Genomic DNA, 26,459 nt, shown 5'->3' on the forward strand with positions numbered 1-26,459 from the left:
TCGTCGAGAACCTCGAATGGCCGTAACAATCGCACTCTTCACCCGTGACCTGCGCGTCCACGACAATCCGGCCCTGCTGGCCGCCGTACGCGAGGGCGCGGCGGTGATTCCGCTCTACGTCGTCGACGACCGCATCGTCGGCAGCGCCCGACCGGCCGGGAACAAACTCCGCTTCCTCTCCGCCGCGCTGGCCGAACTCGACGCCGAACTCCGCTGCGCCGGAGGGCAACTGGTGGTTCGGCACGGAGACTACGTCGACGCGGTGGATCGGGTGGCCGCACAGGTACATGCCGACAGCGTCCACATCGCCGAGGACGCCACCTGGTCCAGCCGCTGCCGGCTCCGGGCGCTACGCGAACGGCTGGAGCGCCGCAGCTGCCTGCTGCACATCCATCCGGCCACCCTCACCGCCGTGGATCCCGCCGACTGCGTCCAGCACCGGCCGGACGACGAGGTTCCCGACTTCGCGACGTACTTCCGCCGCTGGCTGGCGGCGCCGAAGCGACGTCCGCTGGGCAAGCCCACGGAATTGATCGTCCCCCGTGTCGACAGTGATCCCGTGCCGAGATTCGACGAACTCGGCGACGCGCTCATCTCACCGCAGCTGGCGGTGGGAGGGGAGATCACGGGTCGTGCACTGTGGCGGGGCTGCACCGCCGACCGGCGGCAACCACGCGGCCGGTCGAATGGTGACCTCACCCGCGAGGGATGCGCGCGCCTGTCGCCGTACCTGTATTTCGGTTGCTTGTCCGCCGCCGAAATGGCGTACCACACCGACATGGCGACGACGGATGGACGCGCGTTCGTCCGCCAGCTCGCTCGGCGCGACTTCCATCTGCAATTCCTCGTCGCCCGGGCCGACATCGCGCGGTCCGGGGATCGTCCGGACGAGCGGCAGGCGCAGGACCCGGTCGTCGTCGGCGCCTGGCGCGACGGCCGCACCGGATATCCGATCGTCGACGCGGGCATGCGGCAACTGGCCGCGCAAGGATGGATGCCGGAGCGCGCCCGCGTGATCGCCGCCGGTTTCCTCACCACGACGCTGCGCGTGGACTGGCGGATCGGCGCGGAGCATTTCCGCCGGTGGCTGCTCGACGACGCCGCGAGCGACCGGTTGACCTGGCAGCAGGCAGGGCGTTTCGACCCCGCGGCCGTCGGCAGCGCCGAACGCTACGATCCGGACGGAGACTACGTGCGGCGCTGGATCCCGGAACTGGCTTCGCTGCCGGGTTCGGAGATCCATCGCCCGTGGCGCCACAGCGTGCCGACCTCGGTCTATCCCGCACCCATCACGGGCACCGTCAACGCCTGACCGACCGGTCGGGCGGTTTCGCCCGCGCACTGTCGGGTACCGCCGCGACGGACGTAGTTCGTCAGCCCGTCCCGAAAGTGCGAGGGAGATCAACTATGGCAACCACGATCGACTCGACCACCGACGCGATCGATTTCCTCATCCATCAGCACGACCGGATTCGGCAGTTGTTCATCGAGACCGCCGACACCTCCGATCCTGTGGAGCGCGAAAGCAAGTTCTTCGAGCTGCGCCGCCTGCTCGCGGTGCACGAGACCGCCGAAGAAGAGATCATCCATCCACGCGCCCGGCGTGAGCTCGGCGACGGCGGCGCCATCGTCGACGCACGGCTGGAGGAGGAGAACAAGGCCAAAAAGCAGCTCGCCGAGCTGGAGTCGCTGTCCATCAGCTCGATGGAATTCCAGGTCAAGCTGGCCAAACTGCGCGAAGCGGTGCTGGCGCACGCCGACCATGAGGAACGCGAGGAATTCAATCGGCTGCGCGCGGAACTCGACGACGAGACTCTGCAGCGGCTGCGCCGGACGGTCGAACTCGCCGAGACGATGGCGCCGACCCGGCCCCATCCAGGCGTGGAATCGGCAACCGCGAACGTCCTGGTCGGTCCGTTCGCCGCAATGATGGATCGCGCCAAGGACATGATCGGCAAGCCGAAGCAGTGATCCGGTCCGTGTCACGGACGCGAGCGGCGCGCGGCCCCCGAGGAGCCGCGCGCCGCGCCGTCAGTGCCTGAAGTGCCCTGCGGAGCCGGCGCAAGGCACGTCGAAGGTCAGTCCGGAATGTGCGACTCGTGCGTGAACGGCTTGGTGCCGCGGACCGCGGGCTCGCCTTCCGGGTTGGTCTCGGCGCCGTGATTCACGCGGTCATCGGAGCGGAGCCACTCGGTGACCGGGTTGTCGATGTAGCGCCATTCCGTGCCCGACGGCCACGGTCCCTGCCCTTCGTTCCACGGGCCGCGGGCACTCGCGGAGCCGTTGGACATGTTGAACGCCACGTTCTGGAACCGATCGTCGCCGGGCAGCGCACCGGGCGGGAAATTGACCGGCAATTCGTTCAGCGCCGCGGTGAACTGCTGGAAGTGCGCGATCTCGCGCGTCATCAGAAATGACAGCGTGTCCTGCACACCGGGATCGTCGGTGAACTGCTTGAGGTATTCGTAGACGATTTTGGCGCGTGACTCCGCAGCGAGATTGCTGCGCAAGTCGACCGAGGGCTCCCCGTTCGCGTCGACGTACGCACCCGACCACGGCACACCGGCGGAGTCCTTCACCACGGGCCCGCCGCCGCTCAGTGCGAAGTACATCGGATTCACCGCGACCTGATGGATCACCTCGTCACGTCCGCCGGGTGTCGCCACGACCGGCATCCAGTCGCACCGCTGGTTGGCCTGCTTCAAGTCGTCGTTGAGCCCGTCGAGGAGCATGGTGATCATGGCGCCGACGATCTCGAGGTGACTGAGCTCCTCGGTGGCGATGTCCATGAACAGGTCGTAGGTCTTCGGATGCTTGCCACGCAGCATGAACGCCTGATTGAAATACTGCATGGCGGCCTTCAATTCGCCGTTGGCGCCGCCGAATTGTTCTTGCAGCAGTGTTGCGAAGCGCGGATCAGGACGGTCCACGCGAACTTCGAATTGGAGATCCTTGTTGTGGGTGAACATCGCTCTCCTTACCAGTACGGTCGGCTGTGCGAGATGACTTCCGGTGCCTAACCCAGCGCAGGACGAGCAAGAGAGGTGTTGCTGTTTCGCTGGCGACGATACGGGTCTCGGCAGCCGGCCTTTCGCAACGACACGAGGTGCGGCAATCCGGGCGAGCGCTGTCGCTTACCGGTACGCACGGTGCCCGTCGTGCGGGCGCTGGCTCTGATGGGACGGGCGTCCGGCCACCGCGGTGCGAGCGGGTGCGAGAGGCGGGCTGTGACCGGGCTGCCCCGCCCGCATGGCGGCCACGAGTTCCGCGCAGATTTCGCTTGCGCCGAAGTGAGGCGCCCAGCCGAGTTCCCGGCGTGCCTTGGCCGAGTCGATCAGGCATGCACGGTCGGCGAGGGTCAGCCACGCCGGGTGCAGCGGCTGCAGCCCGGTGCGCCAGCCGACCCAAGCGGCGGCGTCGAGCGCGCGCCGAGGTGCGGGCAGGCGGAACCCGCCGAACATCGCCGCGAGCGCGTCCGCACCCAGGCAGGGTTCGGCGGCGAGATTGAACGCTCCCGCCGCACGACGCTGCACTATCCGCCGGATCGCCGTAGCCACATCCGAGCTGTGCACCAGTTGCAGCCGGAAGTCGCGCCAGAGTGGCACGGGGGACAGGCGCGTGCCGATCAGCCGCCGCGGCAACCAGGGCGGCAGGATCCAGTCAGCCAGTTCCGCGGCGGCCTCGGCCTGCGCGATCCCGCACGGACGGAGGCGCGCGGTGCGGATCTCGGGATGACGAGCCTCGAAGCGATCCAGCTGCGTCTCCAGCGCCGCCTTGGACATGCTGTACGCGCTGCCGAGCACGCCGGACACCGGCCATTCTTCCGATACCCGCCGCCACCGCTCGGCCGGGGCATAGGCGGCGCAGGAGGACGCGGCGACGAGCTGGGGCACCGCTGCCTCCGCCACGGCACGCAGCACGTTCTCGGTGCCGATCAAATTGGTTCTGCGCATCGGCGGATCACCCCGACGCGGATGGATCGCCCACGCGAGATGGACCACCACGTCGGCGCCGGTACATGCGGCGCGCAGTATCTCGGCGGAGTCGGTGGCACCGAGATCGCAGGGCACCCACCGGACGGCCGCATACGGTTCGAGTGCGCGATCGGGTGCCCGCCGGGCGATGCCGACGATCTCGCGATCGTCGCCGCGCAAGGCGCGCAACAGCGCCGTTCCCACATTGCCGGTGGCGCCGGTAATGACGACTTTCATCGGCCGTGCCGCCCGCTATCGCCTCGCGAAGTCGCCGACATGCGCCACCTCCTTACCCTCGCCCGGGTACCCCGTCGGTGGGAAAGGATGTCGCTGCGGCTCGCTGAGAGGCGTGGTGGTCGCCGACTTGGAGCCATGCGGCGCTGTCGGCGGGCAGGGCACCGTCCGGCAACGGCTCGCTGGACAGCAACACCCGCTCGTGCCGGGGCAGCGGGGTCGGCCCGGCCGAGATATTCACGACGCACACCAGGCCGGGCACGCGATGGAGTGCCAAGATCCCCGGCGCGCTGGGCAGCCAGGACCACGCGCCCTCGCCGAGCGCAGGGTGGTTGCGGCGCACACCGAGCGCTCGGTGATAGAGAGCGAGCATCGAGTCCGGTTCCCGCTTTTGGAGTTCGGCCGTCAGTGATACCCAGCGCTGTGGCTGCGGCAGCCAGGGCGGGGTGTCGCCGGGGCTGAACCCGAATGGCGGCCGGAATCCGCTCCATGGCAGCGGCACGCGGCACCCGTCGCGCCCGCGCGCGGTGCGGCCCGACCGCTCCCACGTCGGATCCTGCAGCACCTCTTCCGGAAGGTCCTCGAGCTCCTCCAAACCCAGTTCCTCGCCCTGATAGAGGTAGGCGCTGCCGGGAAGGGCGAGCATCAGGAGCAACGCCGCTCTGGCGCGCCGCCGCCCCAGCGCCACGTCGACGGGGCCGTGCGATTCGTGCTGCGAACCGCCGCCACGGGTGGACGCCCGGCCGTAGCGGGTCACATGCCTGGTGATGTCGTGGTTGGACAGCACCCAGGTGGGTGGCGCCCCGACCGCATCCAGCGCCCGGGTCGTGCAATCGACCACGGCACGGAGCGCGTCGGCGTGCCAGGAACAGCGCAGGAAGTCGAAGTTGAACGCGGTGTGCAGTTCGTCCGGACGCACGTAGCAGGCGAGGCGCTCGGGTTTGGCCACCCACGCTTCGGCGACGAAGACGCGATCCGGGCCGTAGGAGTCCGCGATCGCGCGCCAGCTCCGATAGATGTCGTGCACTTCGGGCCGGTCCCAATGGGGATGGTCGGTCCGATCCGGCGGCTCCAGCATGTCCTCGTGATCGGTCTGGATATCCGGTAGATCGGCATGCTTGACCAAGCCGTGCGCCACATCGATGCGGAAGCCGTCCACCCCGCGATCCAGCCAGAAACGCAGGATCGACTCGAACTCGGCGCGGACGTCCCGGTGCTGCCAATCGAGATCGGGCTGGTGGACGTCGAACAGGTGCAGATACCACTGACCGTCCGCCACGCGAGTCCATGCCGGGCCGCCGAACACGCTTCGCCAATTGTTGGGCGGGCCGCCGGATGATGTGCCGTCCCGGAACAGATAGCGGGCTCGCTCCGGCGAACCCGGCCCGGCCGCCAGCGCCTGCTGAAACCACAGGTGCTGATCGGAGGTGTGATTGGGGACCAGGTCCACGATGATGCGCATCCCGTGCGCGTGGACCTCGTCGATCAACTCCTGCGCGTCCGCGAGCGTGCCGAACCGGGGATCAATGTCGCGGTAGTCCGCGACGTCGTAGCCGCCATCCGCCATCGGCGAGGGATACCAGGGAGTTATCCATACGGCATCGACGCCGAGGTCACGAAGATAGGGCAGCCGAGACCGGATACCGGCGATATCGCCGAGGCCGTCCCCGTCGCCGTCGCCGAAGCTCCGGATGTAGATCTCGTAGATCACGGCGTCGCGCCACCAGGAAGCGTCAGTGGGCATCGTCGCGCCCTCCTCTCGGCTCGTTCCAGGCCGGGTACCCGGAATCGGAGGGCGTAACGTCGGCGAGGTCGCGCGTGGGCCGGCGGGCCGCGGTGTGGTCCGTGCCGGGCCGGGTAGTCGCGGAACATGGGTACTACAGCTCCACTTCCGGAAGAACGAGCAGGCGCTCCGCGACGAGCCGTGGTGACCGGGGGAGACTCCGGGATCGGCGCGGCGATCGCCGTCGCGCTCGCCGCGGGCGGAACCGACGTCGGGCTGACGTTCCGCAGCGACCAGCGCGGCGCGCAGGAGACCGCCGCACAGGTACGCGAGCAGGGGAGGACCGCGGCCGTGCGCCGCTTGGATCTGACGAACCTGCCGTCCGCCGCGTCGGTCGTCGACGAACTCGCCGACGAACTCGGCGGCGTCGATGTGCTGGTGAACTGCGCCGGGACCGGGTCGGCGCAGAAGGTGATGGAGATGGACTTCGACACTTGGCGGCAGGTGCTGTCGGTCGATCTCGACGGCGCGTTCCTGTGCGCCCAGCGCGCTGCCGAACACATGATCGCCGCGGGCAACGGCGGCCGGATCATCAACATCACCAGCGTGCACGAGCACGCTCCGCGCGTCGGCGCCGCGCCCTACTGCGCGGCCAAGGCGGGTCTCGGCGCGCTGACGAAGGTGCTGGCGCTGGAACTCGCCGAACACGACATCACCGTGAATTCCGTGGCGCCCGGCGAGATCTCGACACCGATGACCGGCCAGGAAGACGTCGATCCCCGTGAGCAGTCCCGCCCCGGCGTTCCGCTGGGACGAACCGGTCACGCCAAGGAGGTCGCCGCCGTGGTGGCGTTCCTGGCCACGCCGGAGGCAGGCTATGTCACCGGCGCGTCCTACGTCGTCGACGGCGGCATGCTCCTGATGGGACCGCAGGCGAGCAGCCTGTTGACCGACGAGAAATGGCGCACGCCTTGACTCGCGCGGCTACCTTTCCGCTACTGGGCTGAGGCAGCTGGCAGGCGGATCGACGAACACGCACAGGGCCGGGCCACGGGTGGGACGGTAGTTGTCGGGGACTCCGCCCCCGGCGATGAGCTGCGTGTAGGTGCCGACGGCGTCGGTGGGGCGGCGGGTCAGCGTCGGGTCGGTGCGCACGTCCACGGTGTAGAGGCCGAAACGTGGTGTGTAGCTGCCCCATTCATAGTTGTCGGTGAGGCTCCAATAGTTGTAGCCCATGATGTTCATGCCGTCGGCCTTGGCGCGCTGGATCCAATAGACGGTGTCGCGTAGATGATCGCTGCGGGTGTAGCCGTCGGCGCGCAGACGGCCGTTGTCGGTCGGCATCCCGTTCTCGACAATGTACAGCGGTTTGCCCGGCAAGCGGCGCGAATAGTATTGCAGCGCATAGTAGATGCCCTCGGTGCGCAACGGCAGGTCCCAGATCTGCGGTCCGGGCAGGTTGGGCATGGCCGAACCACTGGCCCGCACGATGGACTCGATCAGCGACTGCGCCGGGTCGTAGGCGAAGTAGTAGTCGACGCCGACGTAGTCGAGCCGATCGGCGATGCGGTCGATCAACGGGCCGTTGACCTGCGCCTCGGATCCGGCGACGTAGCCGACATTGCTGGTCACCTGCGCGCCGGGCTGCCTCTGGTGGATGTAGTCGTAGGCGGCGTTGTGCACCTGAGCGACTCGCTCCAGCATCTCTCCGGCGTCCGCGGCGCCCCGGCGGACCTCGTGCATGATGTAGGCGACGGGCTCGTTCACGGTCACCCACAAGGGATTGCGCGAGGCGTACCGGTCGACCACGGCGCGCATATTGGCCAGCCAGTCGTCGACCATGCGCGGATTGCGCCAGCCCCCTCGATCGACCGCCCAGCCGGGGTACACCCAGTGGTCGAGGGTGATCATGGGGCGCATCCCGGCCTGCTCGACGCTCGCGATGACCGCGTCGTAGAAACGGAACGCGCCCTCGTCCCAGACTCCCGGCGCGGGTTGCACTCGGGCCCATTCGATCCCGATCCGGAACACCCGCGCCCCGAGGTCCGCCGCGAGTTGGATGTCCGACGCGTATCGGCCGTAGAAGTCGACCGAATCGCCCAGACCGTCGTAGCCGGGAGTCGCGCCGACGTACCGTGTCCAATTGCTGTCCGGCGTATGGCCTTCGGACTGGAACCCGGAGGTCGAGACCCCCCAGAGGAAGTCCCCGCCCAGCGCCGGTAGGCCTGCGACCGGCTGAACCGGCGGAGTGGCCGGGGAATGCGTGGTGAGCAGCAGCGTGGATGCCGCGCCGGCGAGCGCGGCCAGGACGTACCGACGGAACCGAGATCGCATTGGCCCAGACTAACCGCGGCGGTCCGCCGATTGTCGGAATCCGCGTATCAGCGCGATTCGAAAACGTGCCCCTCCGCTGCTATTGCATGGCGAAGCGCAACAGCGCCTGCATGTCACCCTGCTTGATCTTGCCTTGGCGGTTGAGCACTTCCAGCTGCCACTGGTCGCCGTTGCGGAACGCGCGCGCCACCGCGTTGGCGTTGTCGGTACCGAGCAGCGAGGGCCAGATATCCGCGACTTGCTGGCTGCTGCCGCCGGTGGCGTCGTAGATCTTGAAGGAGATGTTGTTCGCCTTCTCGAAGGAACTGCCCTTCTTGAAGGCGGCGGCGACGAAGATGATGGCGTCGATCGCGGTGGGGACGTCGGCGAAGGTGACGTGGATGGTCTCGTCGTCCCCGGCGGCGGCGCCGGTCTGCTCGTCCCCGGTGTGCGCCACCGAGCCGTTGCCCAACGGGTCGAGCGAATCGAGTCCCGCGAAGCGCACCGGCTCGCTGCCCTGCATGAGGACGGCGATCAGATCGAGGTCCACCCCGCGTTTGCGGCGTGCCCAGCCGAGTGCGCCGCCGCTCGTGCCGGAGGACGGGTCCCAGCTGACTCCCACACTCAATTTCGCGATCCCCGCGAGGTCTGCGGCACCGTCTTCTTTCCTGAGCGTAATCACGACATCAGGATACTGATGACGGCCTCCCGCGCCCGGCGAGCGAATCCGTCGGCCCGACAGTCCCGTCCGGTCGCGTGTCACCGTGGTCATCGCCGGTACGGTCACCGATCCCGGCGTCGTGCCCACCAGGCATTGATCAAACCGGTTGCGCCGACTCGGGCCCGCCTCCGGTTCGGCACGGTGGCGCGATGGTCGAAGACCGCGAAATCGCTGTCCTCGATACGGTTCAGGATTTCCGAGTAGAGCGTCGCCGCCGTCGTGACGCACGCGCGCGAACGACGGTGCAGCAGGGCGATTCCGGCGCGCGCGAAGCGGTAGATGTCGCGGGTGAGCGCATGCTGCGCGGCCAGGGCCTCGCGAACCCTTGGCTCGGTACGTTGCCGCGCCAGACACCAGTGCAGCAGGTCGCGGTCGACTCCGAACGCGGCCAGTTCGTCGGCGGGGAGATACACCCGGTCGCGCAACAGGTCTTCGCCGACATCCCGCAGGAAATTGGTGAGTTGGAAGGCCTTGCCGAGAGCGGCGGCATAAGGCGCCGCCTCGTCGGCGCAGGTGGCCCCCAGGATGGGGAGCAACTGCAATCCGATCACCTCGGCCGAACCATAGATATAGGTGTCCAGTGCGGCGCGGTCGGGATAGTCGGTGACGGTCAGATCCATCCGCATCGAGGCCAGGAAAGCATCGAACAGAGCCTGGGGAATGCGATAGCGCTCGGCGGTGTCGAGAACCGCGGGGAGAACGCCGTCGGCACCGGTGTCGCGGTTCCGGAGATGTCCTGCGAGGGCGTCCAATTGACGGGCCCTGTCGGCGGGCTCGCGATGCGGTTCGAAATCGTCGAGGATGTCGTCGGCTCGGCGCGCGAACCCGTACAACGCGTGTACGGCGGGGCGTTGGTCGGGTGCCAGCAGTCGCGTCGCCAGGAAGAAGGTCTTTCCGTGGCGTGCGTTGAGCTTCCGGCAGTACCGGTAGGACCGCTGCAATTCCGGGTCGCCGGGTCGGGTGGTGTCGAGGTCGGTACGGGTCATCTCGATTCCGATCACTGTCATCGATCGATGCGGCTGGTGGTGAGCGCGGCTCGCACGGGGACGGCGCGGCGGCGCGGGGCAGGACGGAGGCCGGTGACACGGTCCGCGGCCAGACGGCCGGAGATCAGCACCGGCGGTATGCCCACACCCGGCACGGTCGAGCCACCGGCCAACACGACGTTGTCGATGCCGCGGATCATGTTGGCGGGCCGGAACGGGCCGGTTTGGGTGAAGGTGTGTGCGAGCGCGAACGGACTTCCGGCGAGCATGCCGCGGCGCGCCCAGTCGGCCGGGGTGTCCACGCGCAGCAACTCGACATCGCCGAACCGCGAACCGAGGCGATCCTGGGCGATGTCGAGCATCTGCTCGGCGTAGCCCGCTCCCGCGCGCTCCCAATCGATCCGGCCCCGTTCGAGGTTCGGCGCCGGCGCGAGAACGTACAACAGGTCCCGTCCCGCCGGAGCCAACGACGGATCGGTCGCCGTGGGACGGGTGACCAGCAGCGAAGGATCGCGCATCACCTGCCCGCGGACGATGACATCCCCGAACGACTCCGCCCAGGCGGCCCCGAACAGCAGACTGTGGTGCGCCGACCCGGTCTCGGGCGCGCACCCGAAATGGGCGATCACCGCCGACGGGGCGGAGGTCAGCGGAACCGGACGCCGCGGTGTGCGCGCGAGCAGGCGGTACGCCTCGTGCAGTTCCGTTGTCAGCACCACGGCGTCGCAGGGGATTCGCTCGCCGTCCGCGGTGCGCACACCGGTGATCCGCGAGCCCGTGCGCTCCAGGGCGGTCACCGCGGTGTCGTAGCGGAATCGGACCCCCGCTTCGGTCGCGGCGGCAGCCAGCGCATCCGGAAGCGCCCGCATGCCACCCTGCGGAAAGAACACGCCGCCGACGGTGTCCATGTAGGCGATGACGGCGTAGGCGGCCAGCGCCCGGCTGGGGGCGACGCCCGCGTACAGCGACTGAAAGGTGAAGACGCGCCGCAGATCCGGATCGCGGATGTAACGTGCGACCGCGCGATCCCATCGGCCGAAACCGCCCAAGGCGATCAACCGCGCCAGCTCGGGAGTGACCATCGACAGCGGTGAGTCGAAATTCGCGGCGATGAAATGATCCATCTCCGCGCGGTACAGACGCGTCAGCCAACTCCGCAGACGGCGATAGCCGTCGGCCGCGTCGGCTCCTGCGAAGCGGCGGATCTCCTCTTCCATGCGCTCGGCGCCGGTGTGCACCTCCAGCGTCCGGCCTCCGGCGAAATGCGCCCGGTAGGCCGGTTCCACCGGCGTCAACCGCAAGTGGTCGGTGGCCTGCGCTCCGGCTGCCGCGAAGACGTCTTCGACGAGGTCGGGCATGGTCAGGACCGTGGGGCCGGTGTCGAGTCGGTAGCCCGCGAGATCAGCGTGTCCCGCGCGTCCACCCGGTACCGGATCGCGTTCGACGACGATCACCTCGCGGGACCGGCCGATCAAGTGCAAGGCGGCGGACAACCCCGCCAAGCCGGCCCCGACGATCACGACCCGGTCGGTAGCGCCTTCGATTCTGCGCATCGATGAAATCCTCCTGTCAGGCGACGCGTTCGGTGCAGGCGGCGGCCATGTACCCGAGGGCGGCGCGCATCGGCGCGGCGAAGAGCGTGGGAGCGAGTGCATCGCGTGCCCGGCCGACCCGCTCGGCGATCATCTCCTCGATCCGCGCGGGTGCACCGGACTCGGTGATCAGCGTCCGGGCCCTGGTGATCTCCGCGGCGCCGAGCCGAGGGCGGTGCAGCAGTTCCGACAATTCGGCCCGCGCAGGCGAAGTCGCCATCTCCCGGGCGAGGACTACCACGCTGGTCGCCGTGCGTGTCCCGAGATCGGTGTCGACGGGTTTTCCGGTCACGGCTTGCGACCCGAAGATCCCGAGAATGTCGTCGCGCAACTGGAACGCCTCACCGACGGCGGCACCGTAGCGGCCCAAGGCGTCCAGGACGGTCGCGTCGCATCCGGCCATCGCGGCGCCCATCTCCAACGGGCAGCGCACGGTGTAGTTCCCCGACTTGGCTTGTGCGATGGCCAGCACCGCGGCCAGGGGCGGCTCGGTGCGCGCGTCGTTGAGCAAGTCCGCGAACTGGCCCGTCGCGAGTTCCACCCGCATGCTGTCGTAGCCCGGCCACACCCGCGCGAGCGCGCGCTCGGCGATGCCGCTTTCGCGCAGCATCTGCTCGGCCCACACCAGGCACATGTCCGCGAGCAGCGTCGCGGCGGACTCGCCATATCGGACGGAGGAGCCGGGCGCGCCGGTGCCGCGGTGCACCGCGGCGAACCGGACATGGGCGGCCGGGGCCCCGCGCCGGGTCGCGGATTGGTCCATGACGTCGTCCTGCAGCAGCGCGAACGCGTGCAGCAGTTCCAGACCGGCCGCCGCGCGCAGCGCTGCCGGATCGTCCGGTGCCCCGCACAGCCAGCCGAGATACATGAACGTCGACCGCAAGCACTTTCCGCCCAGGGCGTATTGGCGCAGAACGTCTTGCGCGCCCAGGTGGCGAAGCGCGACGGGGCAAGCTCGCGGAAGGAAATCACCGATCTCGTCCAGCACTGCCCGCCGCACCGCATCTCGCCACAGCGGGAAGGAGGTCGCGGTACCGAGGACCGGAGGCGCGCCGCCGGAGTCGGCCACGGCTTCGGGCGACACGATGCTCATTCCCGATCCCTTCGTATGTCTCGTGTAACCACCCGCGCCTCCGCAATGGTTCGCATAAATGATGCACTATCGATGCGAGAAGCAACCCTGCCACATTTGGAAGTCGCCCGCGAAGCCGAAGCCGCCGCTGCAAGTCGGCGGCGTGACACCGGTGACCGCGACCGTTGCACCGGGACCCGCGATGCCGATCGACAACCCGGGGCGCGCGCCGGTTGCCGTGACCGTAGCCCCGGGGCCGATGGCGATCACGGCAGGGCCGGAAAGATCGGCCGAATCGGCGGTCGCTCGACCGCCGTTCTGCGCGATTGCGAGAGCGAGACTGGTCGGCTCGGCGTCGGCACTGGCTGCTCCATCGAAGCCGTAGGCGGCCGCGGCTCCGCCTGCGCCACTGTTCGCCGAGCACGACCCTCCCGCGCCGGTGTCCTGCGTCATCGAAGGACCCGGCGCGGGGCACTCCGCCGGGGCGGCGGTGGCAGTGGGTGCGGCGACCAGCACACCCAGCCAGGCCGCCCCGACGCCGGCCGTCAGTCCGAGTGATCGCCTGAGAGTGAGTCGATCCATGACGTCCTCCGGTAGGAAGCTTGGGCTTATAGGGCTTCACGCTACGCCCTTATTGATGCAAAAGCGATGCATTCCGTCAATTTCTGTAAGGAGCGGACGACGTGCTGATCCGGACGCCGCCGGGAAGCAGCTCGGCCTGCGATGTCATCGAAGCCCGGCCGAGGTCGACGCCCGGCATCTCGCGCCGTGCCCATCCGGGGCGGATGCGATTCGGCGATGGCTGAGGACCAAGCCGCTCGATATACGGTCGGCGCGGTGGTGAGGCGACTCGGCATCGCGGTCGCCACCCCGCGCAGCTGGAATCAGCGCTACGCGATCGGACCGCCGCGAGACCGGCCAGGCGTGCACCGCCGCTATTCCGAAGCGGATATCGCGACCGTGCGGCGCATGATCGAACTCGTCAGGGCCGGTGCCGCGCCCGAGGGAGCCGCACGGCAAGCCCTCGCCGAGGCGCCGGACTCGGCAGCGGACCGCAGCGCCCTGCTTGGAGCGGTCGAACGACTGGATCCCGATGTCGCGCTGACCATCATCATGGCTCGCCTGGCGCGCGACGGGGTCGTCGCGACGTGGAACGAGCTATGCCGTCCGGCGTTCGCGACTCTCGTGACCGGGCAAACCGATGGGCGCGGCCTGGTCGAAGTGGAGCACCTGCTGTCCTGGTCGGTGATCGCGGGACTGCATCGGATGTTCCCGCCGGTCCGGCGTCCGGGATTCCAGCCACCGATCCTCTTGGCGTGTACCGCGGGGGAGGACCACGTGCTGGCTCTGGAAGTGCTGCGCGCCGCGCTGGCCGAGTGCGGCATCGTCGCGTTGCTGCTGGGCGCGGCGGTGCCGGACGCGGCGTTGGCCGACGCCATGGCCCGCCATGACCGGTCCTGCGTGCTCATGCTCTGGTCCCAAGTGCCCGCGACCGCCCGGGCGGAGACGATCCGTGCCGTGTGGCGGGTCGCGGAACGCGTGCTGGTCGCCGGACCGGGGTGGTCCGCGGTCCGGTTGCCGCTCGAGGTGTCCTACGTCCGCACCTTGGAGGAGGCGCTCGGGATCTTGCGTGACCTCGGGCAGGGCACCAGCTGTCCGCTATTGATCCGAGCGGCCGCTGGTGACCGCCCGCATCGGAGCGCCCGCACCGCGACCGTGGCAGCGCGAGAGCCATCCGGTGCGGGCGGGCGAGCCACGACCGCGGCGGAACTCAGCTGCGAGCCGGGACAGTTGTGGCCGATCGCACGTCCGGGAGACCGAGATTGTCGCGCAGAGTGGTGCCGGTGTATTCGGTGCGCAGCGCGCCGCGATCCTGCAACAGCGGAACCACCTTGTCGACGAATTCGTCCAGGCCCCACGGCACCAGGTGTGATCCGAGGATGAAACCGTCGGATCCGTCGTTCTGGACGAACGCGTCGATCTGCTCCGCGACCTGGGCCGGGGTCCCGACCAGGGGACCGCGCTCGAATTGGTCGATCACCACCTCGCGGAGGTTGAGCTTCTTCGCCTCGGCGACCTGCCGCAGACGTTCCACGGTGGCGAAGCGGTCCTGGTGGACGAAGGCGCGCCCCTGAATGATCGGCGCCGCATCGGGATCGGGGTCGATATCGGGCACCGGCCCTTCGGGATCGTAGCCGGACAGGTCGCGGTTCCAGATCTGCTCGAGCAGGATCAGCGCGGTCTGCCCGGTGACCTGCTCGTCGAGGATGGCATGGTGCTTCTCGATCGCCTCGGCCTCGGTGTTGCCTAGCACGAAACTCGCCGACGGAAGGATCTTGATGTCGTCGGCCGCACGTCCCGCCGCGACCGCGCGCGATTTGATGTCGCGGTAGAAATCCGCCGCCTCCGGCAGCTTGCCGTACGGGGAGAAGATCGCATCGGCGTTGGCGGCGGCGAAGGCCCGTCCCTGCGGTGACACCCCGGCCTGCAGGATCACCGGTCTGCCCTGCGGGCTGCGCGGCACGGTGAAACGGCCGGAGATGTCGAACTGGCTGCCGTGGAAGGCGAACGCCCCGGCGTCCGGACGGGCGAGGAACCGCCCGGCGTCCTTGTCGGCGACGATGTCGGCGGCGTCCCACGAATCCCACAGGGCTCGAACAGCCTCGAGGGTCTCCTCGGCGCGGACGTAGCGGTCGGCGGGATCGAGGAATCCGCCGCGCCGGAAGTTCTGTCCGGTGAAGGCGTCGAAGGAGGTCACGACGTTCCAGGCGGCGCGGCCGTCGGACAGGTGATCCAGGCTGGCGAGCTGGCGGGCCAGCTCGTAGGGCTCGTTGAAGGTGGCGTTGATCGTGCCCGCGAGCCCGAGATGCTCGGTGACCGCGGCGATCGAGGCCAGCACGGTGAAGGTGTCGGGACGGCCGATGATGTCCTGATCGAAGATCTTGCCCGCGCGCTCACGCAGGATGAGTCCTTCGGCGAGGAAGAAGAAGTCGAACTTGCCGCGTTCGGCGGTGCGCGCAGTGTGTTCGAAACTGCTGAAATCGATTTGACTGCCCGCGGCGGGATGCCACCAAGCGGTGTGATGATTGACGCCGCCGAGATAGGCGCCCAGGATGACCTGCTTACGGGGGGTGCTCATGGTGGCCTCGCTCAGGCGGTCGCGTAACGGTTGGGGACGTCGGTGGGCAGACCGAGCAGCGCGCGCAGCGGGCCGTCCGGATAGCCGGTGCGGAAGACGCCGCGGCTCTGCAGCGCGGGGATGAGCCGGTCGGCGACCGCTGCCAGGTCATCGACCGCGACACCGGGCCGCAGCCGGAACCCGTCGACACCCTGTTCGCTCCAGTCGGCGAGCAGGTCGGCCAGTTCGTCGGCGCTACCGGCGAAAATCGCTGCGTCGGTGTCGAACTCGGTACCCGCGACGCCGTTGAGCCGCGCGAGGCGCTGTGCACCCGCCTCCTCGTCGGTATCCAGGAAGACGGTGATGTCGGCATAGACCCGCAGCGAGTCGCCGATGCGTTCCACGCGAGCGGCGGCGGCCGCGACCTGTTCCAGGACGGGCCCGGGACCCGCCTCGCGGGTGGGTGTGACGAACACCAGATCCGCGGCGCGTGCCGCGAATTCGTAGACCAGCGGACTGTGCGCGAGAGCCGCCACCACCGGCTGCCCTTGGGGTGGTCGCGGCGTGATCGACGGTCCGCGAACGCTGAAGAAGCGGCCCTCGAAGTCGATGTAGTGCAGTTTGTCGCGATCGATGAACCGGCGGGTGGCCACGTCGCGGATCTCCGCGTCGTCCTCCCAGCTGTCCCACAGTCGCCGCACGACCTCCACCGCGTCGGCGGCTTCGTCGAACAGATCGTGCACATGGCGGGGAAAGGCGCCCGACGCGACCGCTTCCGCGATCTCTGCCGGGGTGAGGTCGCGCACCGCGCGGCGGCCGAAATGGGCGGCTTCCTCCGCGGTGGCGGACACCCGCGCTTGCCAGCCCGCCCGGCCTCGCGAGGTGTAATCGAGCGTGGCGATCGACTTGGAGACGTGGAAGGGTTCGGTATGCGTCGTCGTCACGGTCGGGATGAGCCCGATATGCCGGGTGACCGGCGCGACCCGGGCGGCGATCAGATGCGCATCGATCCGGGCCCGCACCCGGTCGACGACATCGTCGGACGACGCGTGCCGCTCGCCGGGGATGCGCAGGCTGTCCTCGATGCTGACGAAATCGAGCAGTGCGCGCTCGGCGGTGGCGACCAGATCGGTCCAGTACCGCGGACCGAACAACTCGGTCGGCCGGGAATTCGGCTCCCGCCATGCCGCCGGATGCCAGCCCGCCCCGTCGAGGGCGACGCCGAGATGCAGTGGGTTGGATGCCATCGTCTCCCGTTTCTCTCCATGCGCGAATGTCACGCCGTGCAACGCGCGAACCGGCTCTGCCACGCTCCGCGACGGCCCGGGCGAGAATTGCGGGGTTCGGCCGATCGGTGGCGGGGTCGGCCGCAACGGTCGCCGGGGAACGTAAAAGCGGAGGCCACGTGTGGCAAGCGGACGGGCATACGCGGCACGGCGTTCCACGACCAGCGGGAGTCAACGATTGAGATCAGCTCGAGCTATGGGAAATACCCGCGGTGACTCACTGCGGCGGACGCAGAAGGTATTCCCCGGCGAGTTGGACGGCCTCACGCTTGGTGTACCCGGGGTGGTCGGCGACGATGAAGTGGCGGCCGATCGCGAGCGCGAACGTGAGGGTGGCTCGTGCCTCGATTTCGTCGGGGTCGGTGATGAATGCCCCGAACATCCTGCGCAAGAACGCCATTCGCTCGTTGTCGATACGCCGCAGGCGCGTCGCGACGGACTCGTCGTGGCGAGCCCATGCCCGCACCGCCAGATCGATCCGGTGCAGGTCCTCGGCGAAGGTCAGCCGGCCTGCGCGGCGGATCCGGTCGGCGGCATCGCCGCCTTCCGCCTCGGCCTGCGCGAGGACTTCGGTCGAGCAGCGGCGTTCCCACTCGTCGAGCATTTCGGTGAGTAACGCGGGGCGGCCGTCGAAGTACCCGTAGAACCCGCCCTTCGTCACGCCCAACTCCGCGGCGAGCGTCTCGACGCGGACGGCGTCGGGACCGCCGCGGGCGAGGGCGGCCAGACCCGCCTCGATCCAGCGGGCTCGGGTGGTGCGGGGCACTGCGGGAATCGGGTCACCTCCATTGATCGTGCCGGTTCTATACGTTACCGTACAGATCAAGTGTACGGCACCGTATAAACGCTGGGCCGCAACGTGAGCTGCGGAAGTCGTCGCCATCGTCCACGCCGCCCACCGCAGGGTGGGACCGGCCGGAACAATGCCGGAGTAGGAAACGGAAGGTCACCATGAACAACGGAAAGCGATTGCTCCGCTGGGCCGCTGCGATCATGCTCGTGCTGGGAACGGGGCACCTGGCGCTCGTGACGCTCTTCTCCTGGGACGACGTCACCGGCTGGTTCGATCGCGGAATATGGGCAGCCGTCCCGCTCACGCCCGGCGACACCACGCAGACGACGCAGTCCCTGCAGAACGAGCTCACGTTCTGGGCCGGTCCGGGCAGCTTCGCCGTGCCGCTGATCCTGCTCGGCGCGCTGATCTGGCACCTCGCGGGGCGCGGGGTGGCCGTACCCGCGGGCGTCGGCTGGGGGCTCACGGCATGGTGTGTGCTGGGCGGCGTTCTTCTGGTGCCCTCCCCATACTTCGTCGGCGCCGTCGCCGGGGTTCTGGTCGTCGTAGCGGCCAGGAGGACTGCGGGTTCCGATCAGGGTGAGCCGACCGGTCGCGCCGGAATGGACGGAAATGGTCCACTCTCCGGGAGCGCGCAACCGAAAGGAAGAGACACCCACCGATGAGTCATGGCCCCTTCGATTCGACCTACGCGGCCGCGGCGGACCGATACGAGAAGGTCCCGTACCGCCGTACCGGCAACTCCGGCCTCGACCTGCCCGCCTTCTCGTTCGGCTTGTGGCAGAAGTTCGGCACCGACTACCCGTTCGCGACGCAGCGCGAGATCATCCTGCACGCCTTCGACCTCGGCATCACCCACTTCGACAACGCCGACCGCTACGGCCCGCCGCATCGTGCCGCCCAGAAGAACTTCGGCGCGGTGCTCGCCAAGGACCTCGCGCCCTATCGTGACGAGCTGATTCTCTCGACCAAGGCGGGCAACCCGATCGGCCCGAGCCCGTACCTCCGGGGCGGTTCCCGCAAGTCGATCCTCACCTCACTCGACCACAGCCTGCGCGATCTCGGCACCGACTACGTCGACATCTTCTACCATCACAGCCCGGACCCGAGCACGCCGTTGGAGGAATCCGTCGGCGCGTTGGTCAGCGCGGTACAGCAGGGCAAGGCGCTCTACATCGGCCTGTCCAACTACGCGCCCGACCGCACCCACGAGGCCGCCGAACTGCTGCGGCAGGCGGGCGTCCCGCTGCTCATCCACCAGGCCCGCTATTCGATCTACGACCGCCGTCCGGAACGTGACGGCCTGCTGGACACCGCCGGCCAGGACGGCTTCGGCGTGATCGTCTACTCGCCCCTGGCGCAAGGCTTGCTGACCGACAAGTACCTGGAGACCATCCCGGACGGTGCGCGGGCGCAGAACAGTGCATTCCTGTCGCCGGATGTCATCGACGAGACCTACCGGCAGCGAACCACCGCGCTGAACAAGATCGCCGAGGCCCGCGGGCAGTCCCTCGCGCAGTTGGCGTTGCAGTGGGTGCTGCGGCGACCCGAAGTCACCTCGGCGCTGATCGGCGCGAGCTCCACCGCGCAGCTCGACCACAATATCGCGGCGTTGCACTTCCCGGCGTTCACCGACGACGAACTCGCCCTCATCGACGAGCACGGCGTGCACGGGACCGGCCTGAAGCTCTGACGCCACAGCGGGATTCGGGAGGGGCAGCGGCTTGCGCTGCCCATCTCAGCCTCGCAGCAGCGGCAGCAGCTGATCGCCTTGGCGCTCGATCTCCGGCAGGTACGGGGTGTCGGAGAGGACGAAGTGCGTGATGCCGAGGTCCTGATACTTGCGAAGCGACTTGGCGACGTCTTCGGGGGAGCCGACGAGCCACGTGGTACCCGCGCCGGCGCCGCCGAACTTTCCCGGGGTGGTGTACAGGTTGTCGTCGAGCACCTCACCTCGGGCGGCGAGGTCCAGCAGTCGCTGTTGCCCCACGGCCGTTCGGCGGTGCGGGTTCGGAACGGGCGCATGGTGGTTCTCCGCCATGCCCACGACTTTCGCCTCCGCTTCCGCCCACGCCTGTTCCGTGGTGTCACGGACGAAGGTCGTGATCCGCAGGCCGAATTCGAGTGGCGGATGCTCGCGGCCGAGTTCCTCGCTCAGCGACCGCAAACGCTCGATCCGTTCCCGGACTCCCGAAAGGGGTTCCCCCCAGAAGAGCTGGACGTCGGCCTCGGTCGCCGCAACCCGCTCCGCGGCCTCCGACGCACCGCCGAAGTACAACTTCGGGTGGCGCCGGTCGGCGCGAGGCACGATCCGGGGCAGCACGGTGGAATCGGTGACCTGGTAGTGCTCGCCCCGGTAGGTGACGTTCTCCTCGGTCCACAGCCGGCGGACGAGCTGAAGGAATTCTCTGGTGCGGGCGTAACGGTCGGCCTGTTCGCTCTCGCTCTCGCCGTAGGCGCCCAGGTCGTCCTTCCCGGACACGATGTTCACCCGCACCCGGCCGCCCGAGAGATGGTCGAGCGTCGCCGCGGCGGATGCGAAATTCGCCGGCCGCCAGTACCCCGGCCGGATCGCGATGAGCGGCTCGAAGGTCGTGGTCCTGGCGGCCACTGCCGTCGCGACGGTGAGGGTGTCGGGGCGGCCCCATCCGGTGCCGATCAGCGCGCCCTGCCATCCGTGCGCCTCGAGTGCCTTCGCCTGGGCGCTCAAGGTGTCCAGGCTGTTGTGATCGGCCGCGATGGTGTCGCCGCGATGTCCCGCCGTAACCTGATTCGGGATGTACCAGAGGAATTCGAGACTCATCGGGGGATTCCTGTTCGGTGGCGCGATCAACGGGCGAAGCTGGATGGGCTGCGCTCGGTGAACGCGCTCGACCGACGGATCGACCAGCCTTCGGACACCCGAGATTATTAACCTCGAAAGGAGCCCCGACTCGTTGACAGCCGCCGGCTTTCAGCCGGTGCGACCGTGCCTGAACTGCGATGATCCGCTGCGATGAGACATAAATTCAGCGAGATTCCAGGTGCGCTTTCCGCGCTACCCGACCGGCACGATCGGCCTGCCGCCGCCCGGCCCCGGCGCGGGCGGCACCAGCGCGCCTGCGGGCGTATTGGTGTTGGGCGCCGACGCTTTCGGCGGAGGCGCCAGCACCTGCAACGGCAGAGCAGGCGGTGGCGCCGCGGGCCCGCCCCGAGTCTCGGGGACGGGCTTGTCGTTGCCGCATCCAGGAGCTGTCGCCGAGCCCTGGCTTTCGCCGCAGGCAGCTCCCGGACCAGCCGGAACGATCGGTTCGGCGGAGGCGGCGGCCGCGGCGATGATCAGCGAAACCGACACGCCGAGCGGTGCCATCCACAGCCGCCGGCGCCCCATATCGATCACAGCCATATCGGGTCACCGTAGACGGCGACGGAATTGTCGGCCGTAGCCGTGGAGATCGACACGATCGCGAACGACCGCAGGCTCACCGCGCCCGCGCACGCATCGATCTTGATCTGAATCTGATCGACGGAGATCGAACCGTGCGGCCCCGCAAGCGGTTTGGTGCCCATCGTGATGCTGGTGATGGTACCGGGCTTGATGGTCGTGGACATGCTGGGCAGAGCGAGCGCGCTGCCGCCGACCGCCAGGCCGGGCGAGGGGGCGACGGTCACCATGGCGTTCGGGCCGATTGCCCCGGACAAGCCCACGGTGAGGCCGTTGGAGACATCGGCCTGGCAGCCGATCTGGTAGCCCAGCTGCAGCGTTCCGGAGTTCACCGCCTCCCGTCCGTCGCCACTGATGTCGGCCGCCGCCGACAAGGTGACGAACCCCTCCCGAGTGAACGGCGTCGCGGCGAGATTGGGTACGCGTTGCAGATCTTCCGCGGTCTTGCTGATCCGCAACTCCCAACCGTCCTCGGTCTCGACGACGCGAGATTTGTCTGCCACCTGATCTGCGGTCGCGGGTGCGGCGGTGATGCCGAAAGCCGCGGTCGCGGCGATGCCGAGCATCGCCATCGTCGAGCCTCTCAATGAATTCCTTAGTCCTGTTAACAGTCGGACGTGATACTAAGTGACCCGGCACCGGACGAGGAACCCCCATCGCTGGGTGGCAACGAATTTCGCCGCTCGGGTCAGCGGTGGATATATCCGCGGGTGAGCGGTGCGTCATCCAGCCGCGGAGCGATGGACTCACCACCGAGAGCCTGCCGCAGGATCGCTTGTTCGTCCTGGATGACGTGCATCACCGCGTTGATGAGGGCCAGGTGGGTGAACGCCTGGGGGTAGTTGCCCCAATGCCGGCCGGTTCGCGGGTCGATCTCCTCGGCGTAGAGACCCAGGGGGCTGGCGTAGCCGAGAAGTTTCTCGCACAGTTGCTTCGCGCGCGTCTTCTCGCCGATCTCCGACAGCGCGGACACCAGCCAGAACGAGCAGATCGTGAAAGCGCCTTCTTCCCCGGCGCATCCGTCGTCGGTCTCATCGACGCGGTATCGCAGGACGAGGCCGTCTTCGGTCAGTTCGTCGGCGATCGCGAGCACGGTGTTGCGTACTCGCTCGTCGTCGGGTGGCAGGAAACGAACCAGGGGGATGAGCAGGGTCGAAGCGTCCAGCGACGTGCTGCCGTAGTACTGGGTGAACACCCCCCGGGAGTCGACGGCATGGGCGCAGATGTCGGCGTGGATCTCGTCGGCGGCCTTCTGCCAGCGCTGGGCGCGTTCCAGGTCCTGGTGGATGCGAGCCAGCCGGGCGCCGCGATCGGCGGCGACCCAGCACATGACCTTGCTCGAGGTGAAGTGCCGAGGCTCGCCGCGAACCTCCCAGATACCGTGGTCGGGTTCGCGCCAGTAGGTGAGGGCGCTCTTGACCGCACGGCCGAGCAGCGGCCAGGCCCGCGCATCGATTTGATCTTGATGTCGGCCGTAGAGGTACACCGCGTCCAGCGCCGCGCCCCACACGTCGTGCTGGCGTTGCCGGTATGCCTCGTTACCGATGCGCACCGGGCTCGCGTTGTCGTAGCCGCGCAGGTGCGGGAGGGTCTGCTCGGTGAGGTCGGTTTCGCCGCCGATGCCGTAGACGATCTGCATGTCCCGGGCTTCTTCGGTCAGATCGAGGATGTAGGAGAAGAAGTCGTTCGCCTCCCAGGTGAAGCCCAGGGTGTACAGGCCCCACAAGGCGAATGCCGAGTCGCGGATCCAGGAATAGCGATAATCCCAATTCCGCTCTCCGCCAGGGGTTTCCGGCAGGGACGTGGTGGCGGCCGCGGCGACGGCGCCGGTGGGGGCGAAGGTCAATCCTTTGAGCGTCAGCGCGCTGCGAGTGAGTTCCGCGGTCCACGGGTGGTCCGGGAATCGCCCACCGGCCAGCCAGTGCCGCCAGTGGTGGATCGTTCGCAGCAGCCGCTCCTCGGCCTCCTCGACGTCGCCGGGAGCGTCGCGACTTCCCCAGGCCAGCGCGCAGAAGCGCGTGTCACCGGTCTTCAGCAAGGTGCGGGCGACCGCGTGGGTGCCTTCCAAGCCCAGGCGCATGTCCGTGCTCAACGTCAGCTGGAGGTCGGTCCCGTCGGCGTCGGCCTGCGCGAGGTAGTAACTGCCGAGGTAGTTCCACCGGGCGCGATACCTGCCGTAGCCGAACGCCGGTTGGCAATCGAGCCCGAATTGGATCTGGCCGGTCTCGCAGTGCACCGTCCGCAGCAGGATGTGCTCGGCGTCGTAGTCCGTTGGCGTGCGCCGATGGGCGCTGCGGCCCGGTGTCTGGTGCCGCCACGGCCCGACCAGCAGCACGTCGCGCACCGTCGCCCATCCGTCGCCGCTGCGCCAGCTCGTCTCCATGACCATCGTGCCCGGGATGTAGCGGCGATCGGTGGGCACCATGAAATCGGCGGGAGCGAACCGGAACGAGCCGGCGGACCGATCGAGGATGGCCGCGAAGACACTCGGCGAGTCCATCCGCGGCAGGCACATCCACTCGATGGCCCCGCTGGGGGAGATCAGTGCGGTGACCTCGCAATCGGAGATGAACCCGTAGTCGTCGATGCGTGGAAACGCCGTGAGCCGCGGTGCGCGTTCGAACTCGGTCATGCGTTTCTCCCTCGTCTTCTCGGCGCGAATCCGGCCGGTCATCCACCGGCGCTTACCTGCTGCACCGCCTCTCTTGCCGGGAGACACCGCGAGCGGTATCGAGGCATGGGTGATGTGACGCTGCCCTCAGCCCATCACCTGCTGGGTCGGCTCGGCAAGCACTGCGCGCTAACGATGGTCGCCGGCCGGGCGCGCCTGCGGGCTGACCAGCCGACGAGCGGCCAGCACGGTGGCGGCCCGTCGTTCGGCGACGTTGTGGTGGTCGGTGCGGGTGGCGTGCATGGCTGCCGTGCGTGCGAGATCGGTCAGCATGACGATCAGGGTGATGGGCTGGAAATCCCCGGTAACCAGCCCCTGGTCTTGCCCCCGCCGAATCTCGGCCAGCTTTCCCGCGATGATCCGGCGGATGGCCTCTTCGGCGGCGGGTATGTGGGTCTGCTCGATCTCTGCCCAGGCCTGTAGCCGGGCGTTGTCGGGGTGCGCGACGTAGTGGTCGAAGAGCCGGCCCACATAACCGGGCAGGTCCGCGGCGTCGAGGGCGGTTTCGTCGGTCGTCTGGGTGACCCATTCCTCGGTGACCGCCGCGTACAGCTCGTCTTTACCCGCGAAGTACGCGTAGAGCCGGTCCTTGCTCGCCTTGGCGGCGTCGGCGATGCGATTGACGCGCGCTCCGGCGATGCCGTACTGGGCGAACTCCGCTTTGGCCGCGACGAGGATTCGTTCGCGGGTGGCCTGACCTGCTGCGCGCATGGCCGCATCCTATCTTGCCGAACCGTTTGGTTCGGATATACAGTTGCCGAACCAAATGGTTCTGGAATTGCACCGGGAACGAGGATGGCTATGGGCTCTGTGGGGACTGGCTGGCGGGATCTCGCCGCGCGGGAGAGCGGGGTGACGGCGGCCGAGTTGGATGCCTTGTGGACCGACCTGCCGGTGGCGCGCGCCGAGGACATCCTGGGCGAATGGAAGGGGGCGGCATTCCCGACCGGCCATCCGCTGCGCAAAGCGTTGTCGGCGAGCCGCTGGTACGGCAAGACCTTTCACAGTCTGCTGGACGCGAAGCCGTTGATCTGCCGCGCGGAGGACGGATCGCTGTTCTCCAACGTCGAGCTCGGTGGCGGTGGGGAAGCCACGCTGTGGAACATCGAATTCCGCGGTGAGGTGACCGCCACCATGGTCTACGACCGCCGCCCGGTCTTCGACCACTTCAAATGGCTCGACGAGAACACGCTGATGGGCATCATGAACGGCCGGCCCGAACTGGTGCTGGCCGATGGCGAGTACTTCTACTTCCTGCTCGAGCGGGCCTGAGCGATGGTCACCACCACCGCGGTGCTTTCGCGTGACCCGGCCGCGCCGTTCACCGTCGAAACCGTCGAGATCGACGACCCCCGCGACGACGAGATCCGCGTCCGCATCCAGGCCACCGGCATCTGCCACACCGACCTGGTCACCAGGGCGGCGGGTGCGACCGACCATCCGGTGCTGCTCGGGCACGAAGGCGCCGGAGTGGTGGAGGCCGTCGGCGCGGCGGTGACCGGTGTGCGCCCCGGCGACCGGGTTGTGCTGACCTTCCGGCACTGCGGCACGTGCCGCAACTGCCGAGCCGGACGGCCTGCGTATTGCGTGCGAGCGGCGAAACTCAATCAGTTCGGCGCCCGGGCGGACCGATCCGCTCGGGTCACCGTCGCGGGAACCCCGGTGCGGGATGGGTTCTTCGGCCAGTCCAGCTTCGCCGCGTACGCCTTGGCCACCGCCGACAACACCGTGGTCATCGACACCGAAGTCGATCCGGCCGTCCTCGCCCCGCTGGGCTGCGGGTTCCTCACCGGCGCCGGAGCGGTGCTCAATGTGCTGCGTCCGGACCGGGATGCTCGCGTCGTCGTCTACGGCGCGGGCGCGGTCGGAATGGCGGGCGTGCTGGCCGCGCTGGTGTGCGAGGTCGACGAACTGGTGGTGGTGGAACCGTCACCGGTGCGGCGGGCGCTCGCGCTGGAACTGGGAGCCACCGCCGCCCTGGATCCGGCAGCCGACGATGTCGTGCCCGCGATCCGAAAGCTGACCGACGGCGGGGCGAGTCATGCCCTCGACACCACCGGGTCGGCGCGGGTGCTCGCCACCGCGGCTGCCGGAGCGGCGATCGGCGGCACGGTGGTGGCGGTCGGGCTGGGTACCGGGGTCCCCGACATCGACCTGCGGGACATCGTGCTGGGCGGCAAAGCGATCCGCGGTTGCCTCGAAGGCGACGCGGTGCCCGCGACCTTCATCCCGCACCTGCTGGACCTGCACGCCGCCGGGCGGTTCCCCATCGACCGGCTCGTCACGACGTACCCGCATACCGACATCAACGCCGCGCTCGCGGACCAGCGTGCGGGCATGGTCGTCAAACCGGTTCTGACCTGGTGATCTGACCTGGTGAGGTGATCGCGCTTCCCCGCAACGGGAACAGATCGCTGTGCTGAGCAAACGAGGTGCAGGACGCCATCTCGACACCGACATCGGCGTATGGGCGGCCACGGCCCGGTGACCGAGGCCGGAAGAGGGAGGCACGGACACGGAGCGGCCGGTGTCTCCAGCGCACCGACCGACCC

General features: G+C 68.6%; 24 protein-coding genes and 1 pseudogene. 8 read left to right on the forward strand and 17 right to left on the reverse strand.

Features of this window, described 5'->3' with window-relative positions; translation table 11 throughout:
* Positions 1-16 precede the first annotated feature (16 nt).
* Positions 17-1,312: an FAD-binding domain-containing protein gene (locus QMG86_RS14325; RefSeq protein ID WP_281880070.1), complete on the forward strand. Its 1,296-nt coding sequence runs from the start codon at positions 17-19 to the stop codon at positions 1,310-1,312.
* Positions 1,313-1,407: 95 nt separating this feature from the next.
* Positions 1,408-1,971, forward strand: coding sequence for a hemerythrin domain-containing protein (locus QMG86_RS14330; RefSeq protein WP_281880071.1), 564 nt, complete (start codon positions 1,408-1,410; stop codon positions 1,969-1,971).
* A gap of 107 nt (positions 1,972-2,078) precedes the next feature.
* Here the strand turns inward: QMG86_RS14330 and QMG86_RS14335 are convergent, their stop codons facing one another.
* The 3 genes from QMG86_RS14335 to QMG86_RS14345 all read right to left on the reverse strand — a co-directional run bounded on the left by QMG86_RS14335 (position 2,079) and on the right by QMG86_RS14345 (position 5,952).
* A complete protein-coding gene (locus QMG86_RS14335; protein WP_281880072.1) occupies positions 2,079-2,969 on the reverse strand; it encodes a manganese catalase family protein in 891 nt (296 codons plus the stop codon).
* A gap of 165 nt (positions 2,970-3,134) precedes the next feature.
* Positions 3,135-4,211, reverse strand: coding sequence for an NAD-dependent epimerase/dehydratase family protein (locus tag QMG86_RS14340; RefSeq protein ID WP_281880074.1), 1,077 nt, complete (start codon positions 4,209-4,211; stop codon positions 3,135-3,137).
* A gap of 52 nt (positions 4,212-4,263) precedes the next feature.
* Positions 4,264-5,952: a glycoside hydrolase family 13 protein gene (locus QMG86_RS14345; protein ID WP_281880076.1), complete on the reverse strand. Its 1,689-nt coding sequence runs from the start codon at positions 5,950-5,952 to the stop codon at positions 4,264-4,266.
* Between the two features lie 126 nt (positions 5,953-6,078).
* Here QMG86_RS14345 and QMG86_RS14350 point away from each other — a divergent pair, with 126 nt between their 5' ends.
* The gene (locus QMG86_RS14350) at positions 6,079-6,906 is read left to right on the forward strand and encodes an SDR family oxidoreductase (protein ID WP_281880077.1); all 828 of its coding nucleotides are present in this window, start codon (positions 6,079-6,081) and stop codon (positions 6,904-6,906) included.
* Between the two features lie 9 nt (positions 6,907-6,915).
* On the opposite strand, the gene QMG86_RS14355 is transcribed toward QMG86_RS14350, so the two are convergent.
* From QMG86_RS14355 to QMG86_RS14380, 6 genes are all read right to left on the reverse strand, one after another.
* Positions 6,916-8,265, reverse strand: a complete 1,350-nt coding sequence (locus QMG86_RS14355; RefSeq protein ID WP_281880078.1) for a family 1 glycosylhydrolase — start codon at positions 8,263-8,265, stop codon at positions 6,916-6,918.
* A gap of 79 nt (positions 8,266-8,344) precedes the next feature.
* Positions 8,345-8,926, reverse strand: coding sequence for a TerD family protein (locus tag QMG86_RS14360; protein WP_281880079.1), 582 nt, complete (start codon positions 8,924-8,926; stop codon positions 8,345-8,347).
* 101 nt (positions 8,927-9,027) lie between these two features.
* Positions 9,028-9,951: a phytoene/squalene synthase family protein gene (locus QMG86_RS14365; RefSeq protein ID WP_281880957.1), complete on the reverse strand. Its 924-nt coding sequence runs from the start codon at positions 9,949-9,951 to the stop codon at positions 9,028-9,030.
* Between the two features lie 17 nt (positions 9,952-9,968).
* Positions 9,969-11,504: a phytoene desaturase family protein gene (gene crtI, locus QMG86_RS14370; protein ID WP_281880080.1), complete on the reverse strand. Its 1,536-nt coding sequence runs from the start codon at positions 11,502-11,504 to the stop codon at positions 9,969-9,971.
* Positions 11,505-11,520: 16 nt separating this feature from the next.
* Positions 11,521-12,636 (reverse strand): polyprenyl synthetase family protein, encoded by a 1,116-nt coding sequence (locus tag QMG86_RS14375; protein WP_281880081.1) that lies wholly within the window; start codon positions 12,634-12,636, stop codon positions 11,521-11,523.
* Between the two features lie 66 nt (positions 12,637-12,702).
* Positions 12,703-13,197: a DUF6764 family protein gene (locus QMG86_RS14380; protein WP_281880082.1), complete on the reverse strand. Its 495-nt coding sequence runs from the start codon at positions 13,195-13,197 to the stop codon at positions 12,703-12,705.
* Between the two features lie 216 nt (positions 13,198-13,413).
* Here QMG86_RS14380 and QMG86_RS14385 point away from each other — a divergent pair.
* Positions 13,414-13,569: pseudogene (locus QMG86_RS14385) on the forward strand (MerR family transcriptional regulator); the annotation flags it as partial.
* Positions 13,570-14,386: 817 nt separating this feature from the next.
* Here the strand turns inward: QMG86_RS14385 and QMG86_RS14390 are convergent.
* The 3 genes from QMG86_RS14390 to QMG86_RS14400 all read right to left on the reverse strand — a co-directional run bounded on the left by QMG86_RS14390 (position 14,387) and on the right by QMG86_RS14400 (position 17,902).
* On the reverse strand, positions 14,387-15,754 hold the full coding sequence (locus QMG86_RS14390; RefSeq protein WP_281880084.1) for an NtaA/DmoA family FMN-dependent monooxygenase: 1,368 nt from the start codon (positions 15,752-15,754) through the stop codon (positions 14,387-14,389).
* Positions 15,755-15,765: 11 nt separating this feature from the next.
* Complete coding sequence (locus QMG86_RS14395) at positions 15,766-16,980, reverse strand: LLM class flavin-dependent oxidoreductase (RefSeq protein WP_281880085.1); 1,215 nt, start codon at positions 16,978-16,980, stop codon at positions 15,766-15,768.
* A gap of 256 nt (positions 16,981-17,236) precedes the next feature.
* The gene (locus QMG86_RS14400) at positions 17,237-17,902 is read right to left on the reverse strand and encodes a TetR/AcrR family transcriptional regulator (RefSeq protein WP_434085585.1); all 666 of its coding nucleotides are present in this window, start codon (positions 17,900-17,902) and stop codon (positions 17,237-17,239) included.
* A 68-nt stretch (positions 17,903-17,970) separates the two neighbouring features.
* Between QMG86_RS14400 and QMG86_RS14405 the strand changes: the two genes are divergently transcribed.
* Together QMG86_RS14405 and QMG86_RS14410 are read left to right on the forward strand one after the other, a co-directional pair.
* A complete protein-coding gene (locus QMG86_RS14405) occupies positions 17,971-18,477 on the forward strand; it encodes a DUF6463 family protein (protein ID WP_281880086.1) in 507 nt (168 codons plus the stop codon).
* Positions 18,474-19,505: an aldo/keto reductase gene (locus QMG86_RS14410; protein ID WP_281880087.1), complete on the forward strand. Its 1,032-nt coding sequence runs from the start codon at positions 18,474-18,476 to the stop codon at positions 19,503-19,505. The genes QMG86_RS14405 and QMG86_RS14410 overlap by 4 nt, the downstream gene beginning before the upstream one ends.
* Positions 19,506-19,550: 45 nt before the next feature.
* Here the strand turns inward: QMG86_RS14410 and QMG86_RS14415 are convergent, their stop codons facing one another.
* From QMG86_RS14415 to QMG86_RS14435, 5 genes are all read right to left on the reverse strand, one after another.
* Positions 19,551-20,615 carry an LLM class flavin-dependent oxidoreductase gene (locus tag QMG86_RS14415; RefSeq protein WP_281880088.1) on the reverse strand — a complete coding sequence of 355 codons (1,065 nt, stop codon included), beginning with the start codon at positions 20,613-20,615 and terminating at the stop codon, positions 19,551-19,553.
* A 234-nt stretch (positions 20,616-20,849) separates the two neighbouring features.
* Positions 20,850-21,197 (reverse strand): hypothetical protein, encoded by a 348-nt coding sequence (locus QMG86_RS14420; protein ID WP_281880089.1) that lies wholly within the window; start codon positions 21,195-21,197, stop codon positions 20,850-20,852.
* Positions 21,188-21,823, reverse strand: a complete 636-nt coding sequence (locus QMG86_RS14425; protein ID WP_281880090.1) for an MspA family porin — start codon at positions 21,821-21,823, stop codon at positions 21,188-21,190. Before QMG86_RS14425 ends, QMG86_RS14420 begins: the two co-directional genes overlap by 10 nt.
* 101 nt (positions 21,824-21,924) lie before the next feature.
* A complete protein-coding gene (locus QMG86_RS14430; RefSeq protein WP_434085586.1) occupies positions 21,925-23,910 on the reverse strand; it encodes a glycoside hydrolase family 15 protein in 1,986 nt (661 codons plus the stop codon).
* 126 nt (positions 23,911-24,036) lie between these two features.
* Positions 24,037-24,618 carry a TetR family transcriptional regulator gene (locus QMG86_RS14435; protein ID WP_281880093.1) on the reverse strand — a complete coding sequence of 194 codons (582 nt, stop codon included), beginning with the start codon at positions 24,616-24,618 and terminating at the stop codon, positions 24,037-24,039.
* Between the two features lie 84 nt (positions 24,619-24,702).
* Between QMG86_RS14435 and QMG86_RS14440 the strand changes: the two genes are divergently transcribed.
* Both QMG86_RS14440 and QMG86_RS14445 read left to right on the forward strand, forming a co-directional pair.
* Positions 24,703-25,179 (forward strand): DUF4334 domain-containing protein, encoded by a 477-nt coding sequence (locus QMG86_RS14440; protein WP_434086182.1) that lies wholly within the window; start codon positions 24,703-24,705, stop codon positions 25,177-25,179.
* Positions 25,180-25,182: 3 nt separating this feature from the next.
* On the forward strand, positions 25,183-26,274 hold the full coding sequence (locus tag QMG86_RS14445; protein ID WP_281880096.1) for an NAD(P)-dependent alcohol dehydrogenase: 1,092 nt from the start codon (positions 25,183-25,185) through the stop codon (positions 26,272-26,274).
* Positions 26,275-26,459 lie beyond the last annotated feature (185 nt).

This window comes from Nocardia sputorum, from assembly GCF_027924405.1.
Taxonomy (GTDB): Bacteria; Actinomycetota; Actinomycetes; order Mycobacteriales; family Mycobacteriaceae; genus Nocardia; species Nocardia sputorum.

Coding starts and splice junctions, on each gene's coding strand:
- QMG86_RS14325 (WP_281880070.1), top strand. CDS start 17: ATGGCCGTAACAATCGCACTCTTCACCCGTGACCTGCGCGTCCACGAC.
- QMG86_RS14330 (WP_281880071.1), top strand. CDS start 1,408: ATGGCAACCACGATCGACTCGACCACCGACGCGATCGATTTCCTCATC.
- QMG86_RS14335 (WP_281880072.1), bottom strand. CDS start 2,969: ATGTTCACCCACAACAAGGATCTCCAATTCGAAGTTCGCGTGGACCGT.
- QMG86_RS14340 (WP_281880074.1), bottom strand. CDS start 4,211: ATGAAAGTCGTCATTACCGGCGCCACCGGCAATGTGGGAACGGCGCTG.
- QMG86_RS14345 (WP_281880076.1), bottom strand. CDS start 5,952: ATGCCCACTGACGCTTCCTGGTGGCGCGACGCCGTGATCTACGAGATC.
- QMG86_RS14350 (WP_281880077.1), top strand. CDS start 6,079: ATGGGTACTACAGCTCCACTTCCGGAAGAACGAGCAGGCGCTCCGCGA.
- QMG86_RS14355 (WP_281880078.1), bottom strand. CDS start 8,265: ATGCGATCTCGGTTCCGTCGGTACGTCCTGGCCGCGCTCGCCGGCGCG.
- QMG86_RS14365 (WP_281880957.1), bottom strand. CDS start 9,951: ATGACCCGTACCGACCTCGACACCACCCGACCCGGCGACCCGGAATTG.
- crtI (WP_281880080.1), bottom strand. CDS start 11,504: ATGCGCAGAATCGAAGGCGCTACCGACCGGGTCGTGATCGTCGGGGCC.
- QMG86_RS14375 (WP_281880081.1), bottom strand. CDS start 12,636: ATGAGCATCGTGTCGCCCGAAGCCGTGGCCGACTCCGGCGGCGCGCCT.
- QMG86_RS14380 (WP_281880082.1), bottom strand. CDS start 13,197: ATGGATCGACTCACTCTCAGGCGATCACTCGGACTGACGGCCGGCGTC.
- QMG86_RS14390 (WP_281880084.1), bottom strand. CDS start 15,754: ATGAGCACCCCCCGTAAGCAGGTCATCCTGGGCGCCTATCTCGGCGGC.
- QMG86_RS14395 (WP_281880085.1), bottom strand. CDS start 16,980: ATGGCATCCAACCCACTGCATCTCGGCGTCGCCCTCGACGGGGCGGGC.
- QMG86_RS14400 (WP_434085585.1), bottom strand. CDS start 17,902: ATGGCGACGACTTCCGCAGCTCACGTTGCGGCCCAGCGTTTATACGGT.
- QMG86_RS14405 (WP_281880086.1), top strand. CDS start 17,971: ATGAACAACGGAAAGCGATTGCTCCGCTGGGCCGCTGCGATCATGCTC.
- QMG86_RS14410 (WP_281880087.1), top strand. CDS start 18,474: ATGAGTCATGGCCCCTTCGATTCGACCTACGCGGCCGCGGCGGACCGA.
- QMG86_RS14415 (WP_281880088.1), bottom strand. CDS start 20,615: ATGAGTCTCGAATTCCTCTGGTACATCCCGAATCAGGTTACGGCGGGA.
- QMG86_RS14420 (WP_281880089.1), bottom strand. CDS start 21,197: ATGGCTGTGATCGATATGGGGCGCCGGCGGCTGTGGATGGCACCGCTC.
- QMG86_RS14430 (WP_434085586.1), bottom strand. CDS start 23,910: ATGACCGGCCGGATTCGCGCCGAGAAGACGAGGGAGAAACGCATGACC.
- QMG86_RS14435 (WP_281880093.1), bottom strand. CDS start 24,618: ATGCGCGCAGCAGGTCAGGCCACCCGCGAACGAATCCTCGTCGCGGCC.
- QMG86_RS14440 (WP_434086182.1), top strand. CDS start 24,703: ATGGCTATGGGCTCTGTGGGGACTGGCTGGCGGGATCTCGCCGCGCGG.
- QMG86_RS14445 (WP_281880096.1), top strand. CDS start 25,183: ATGGTCACCACCACCGCGGTGCTTTCGCGTGACCCGGCCGCGCCGTTC.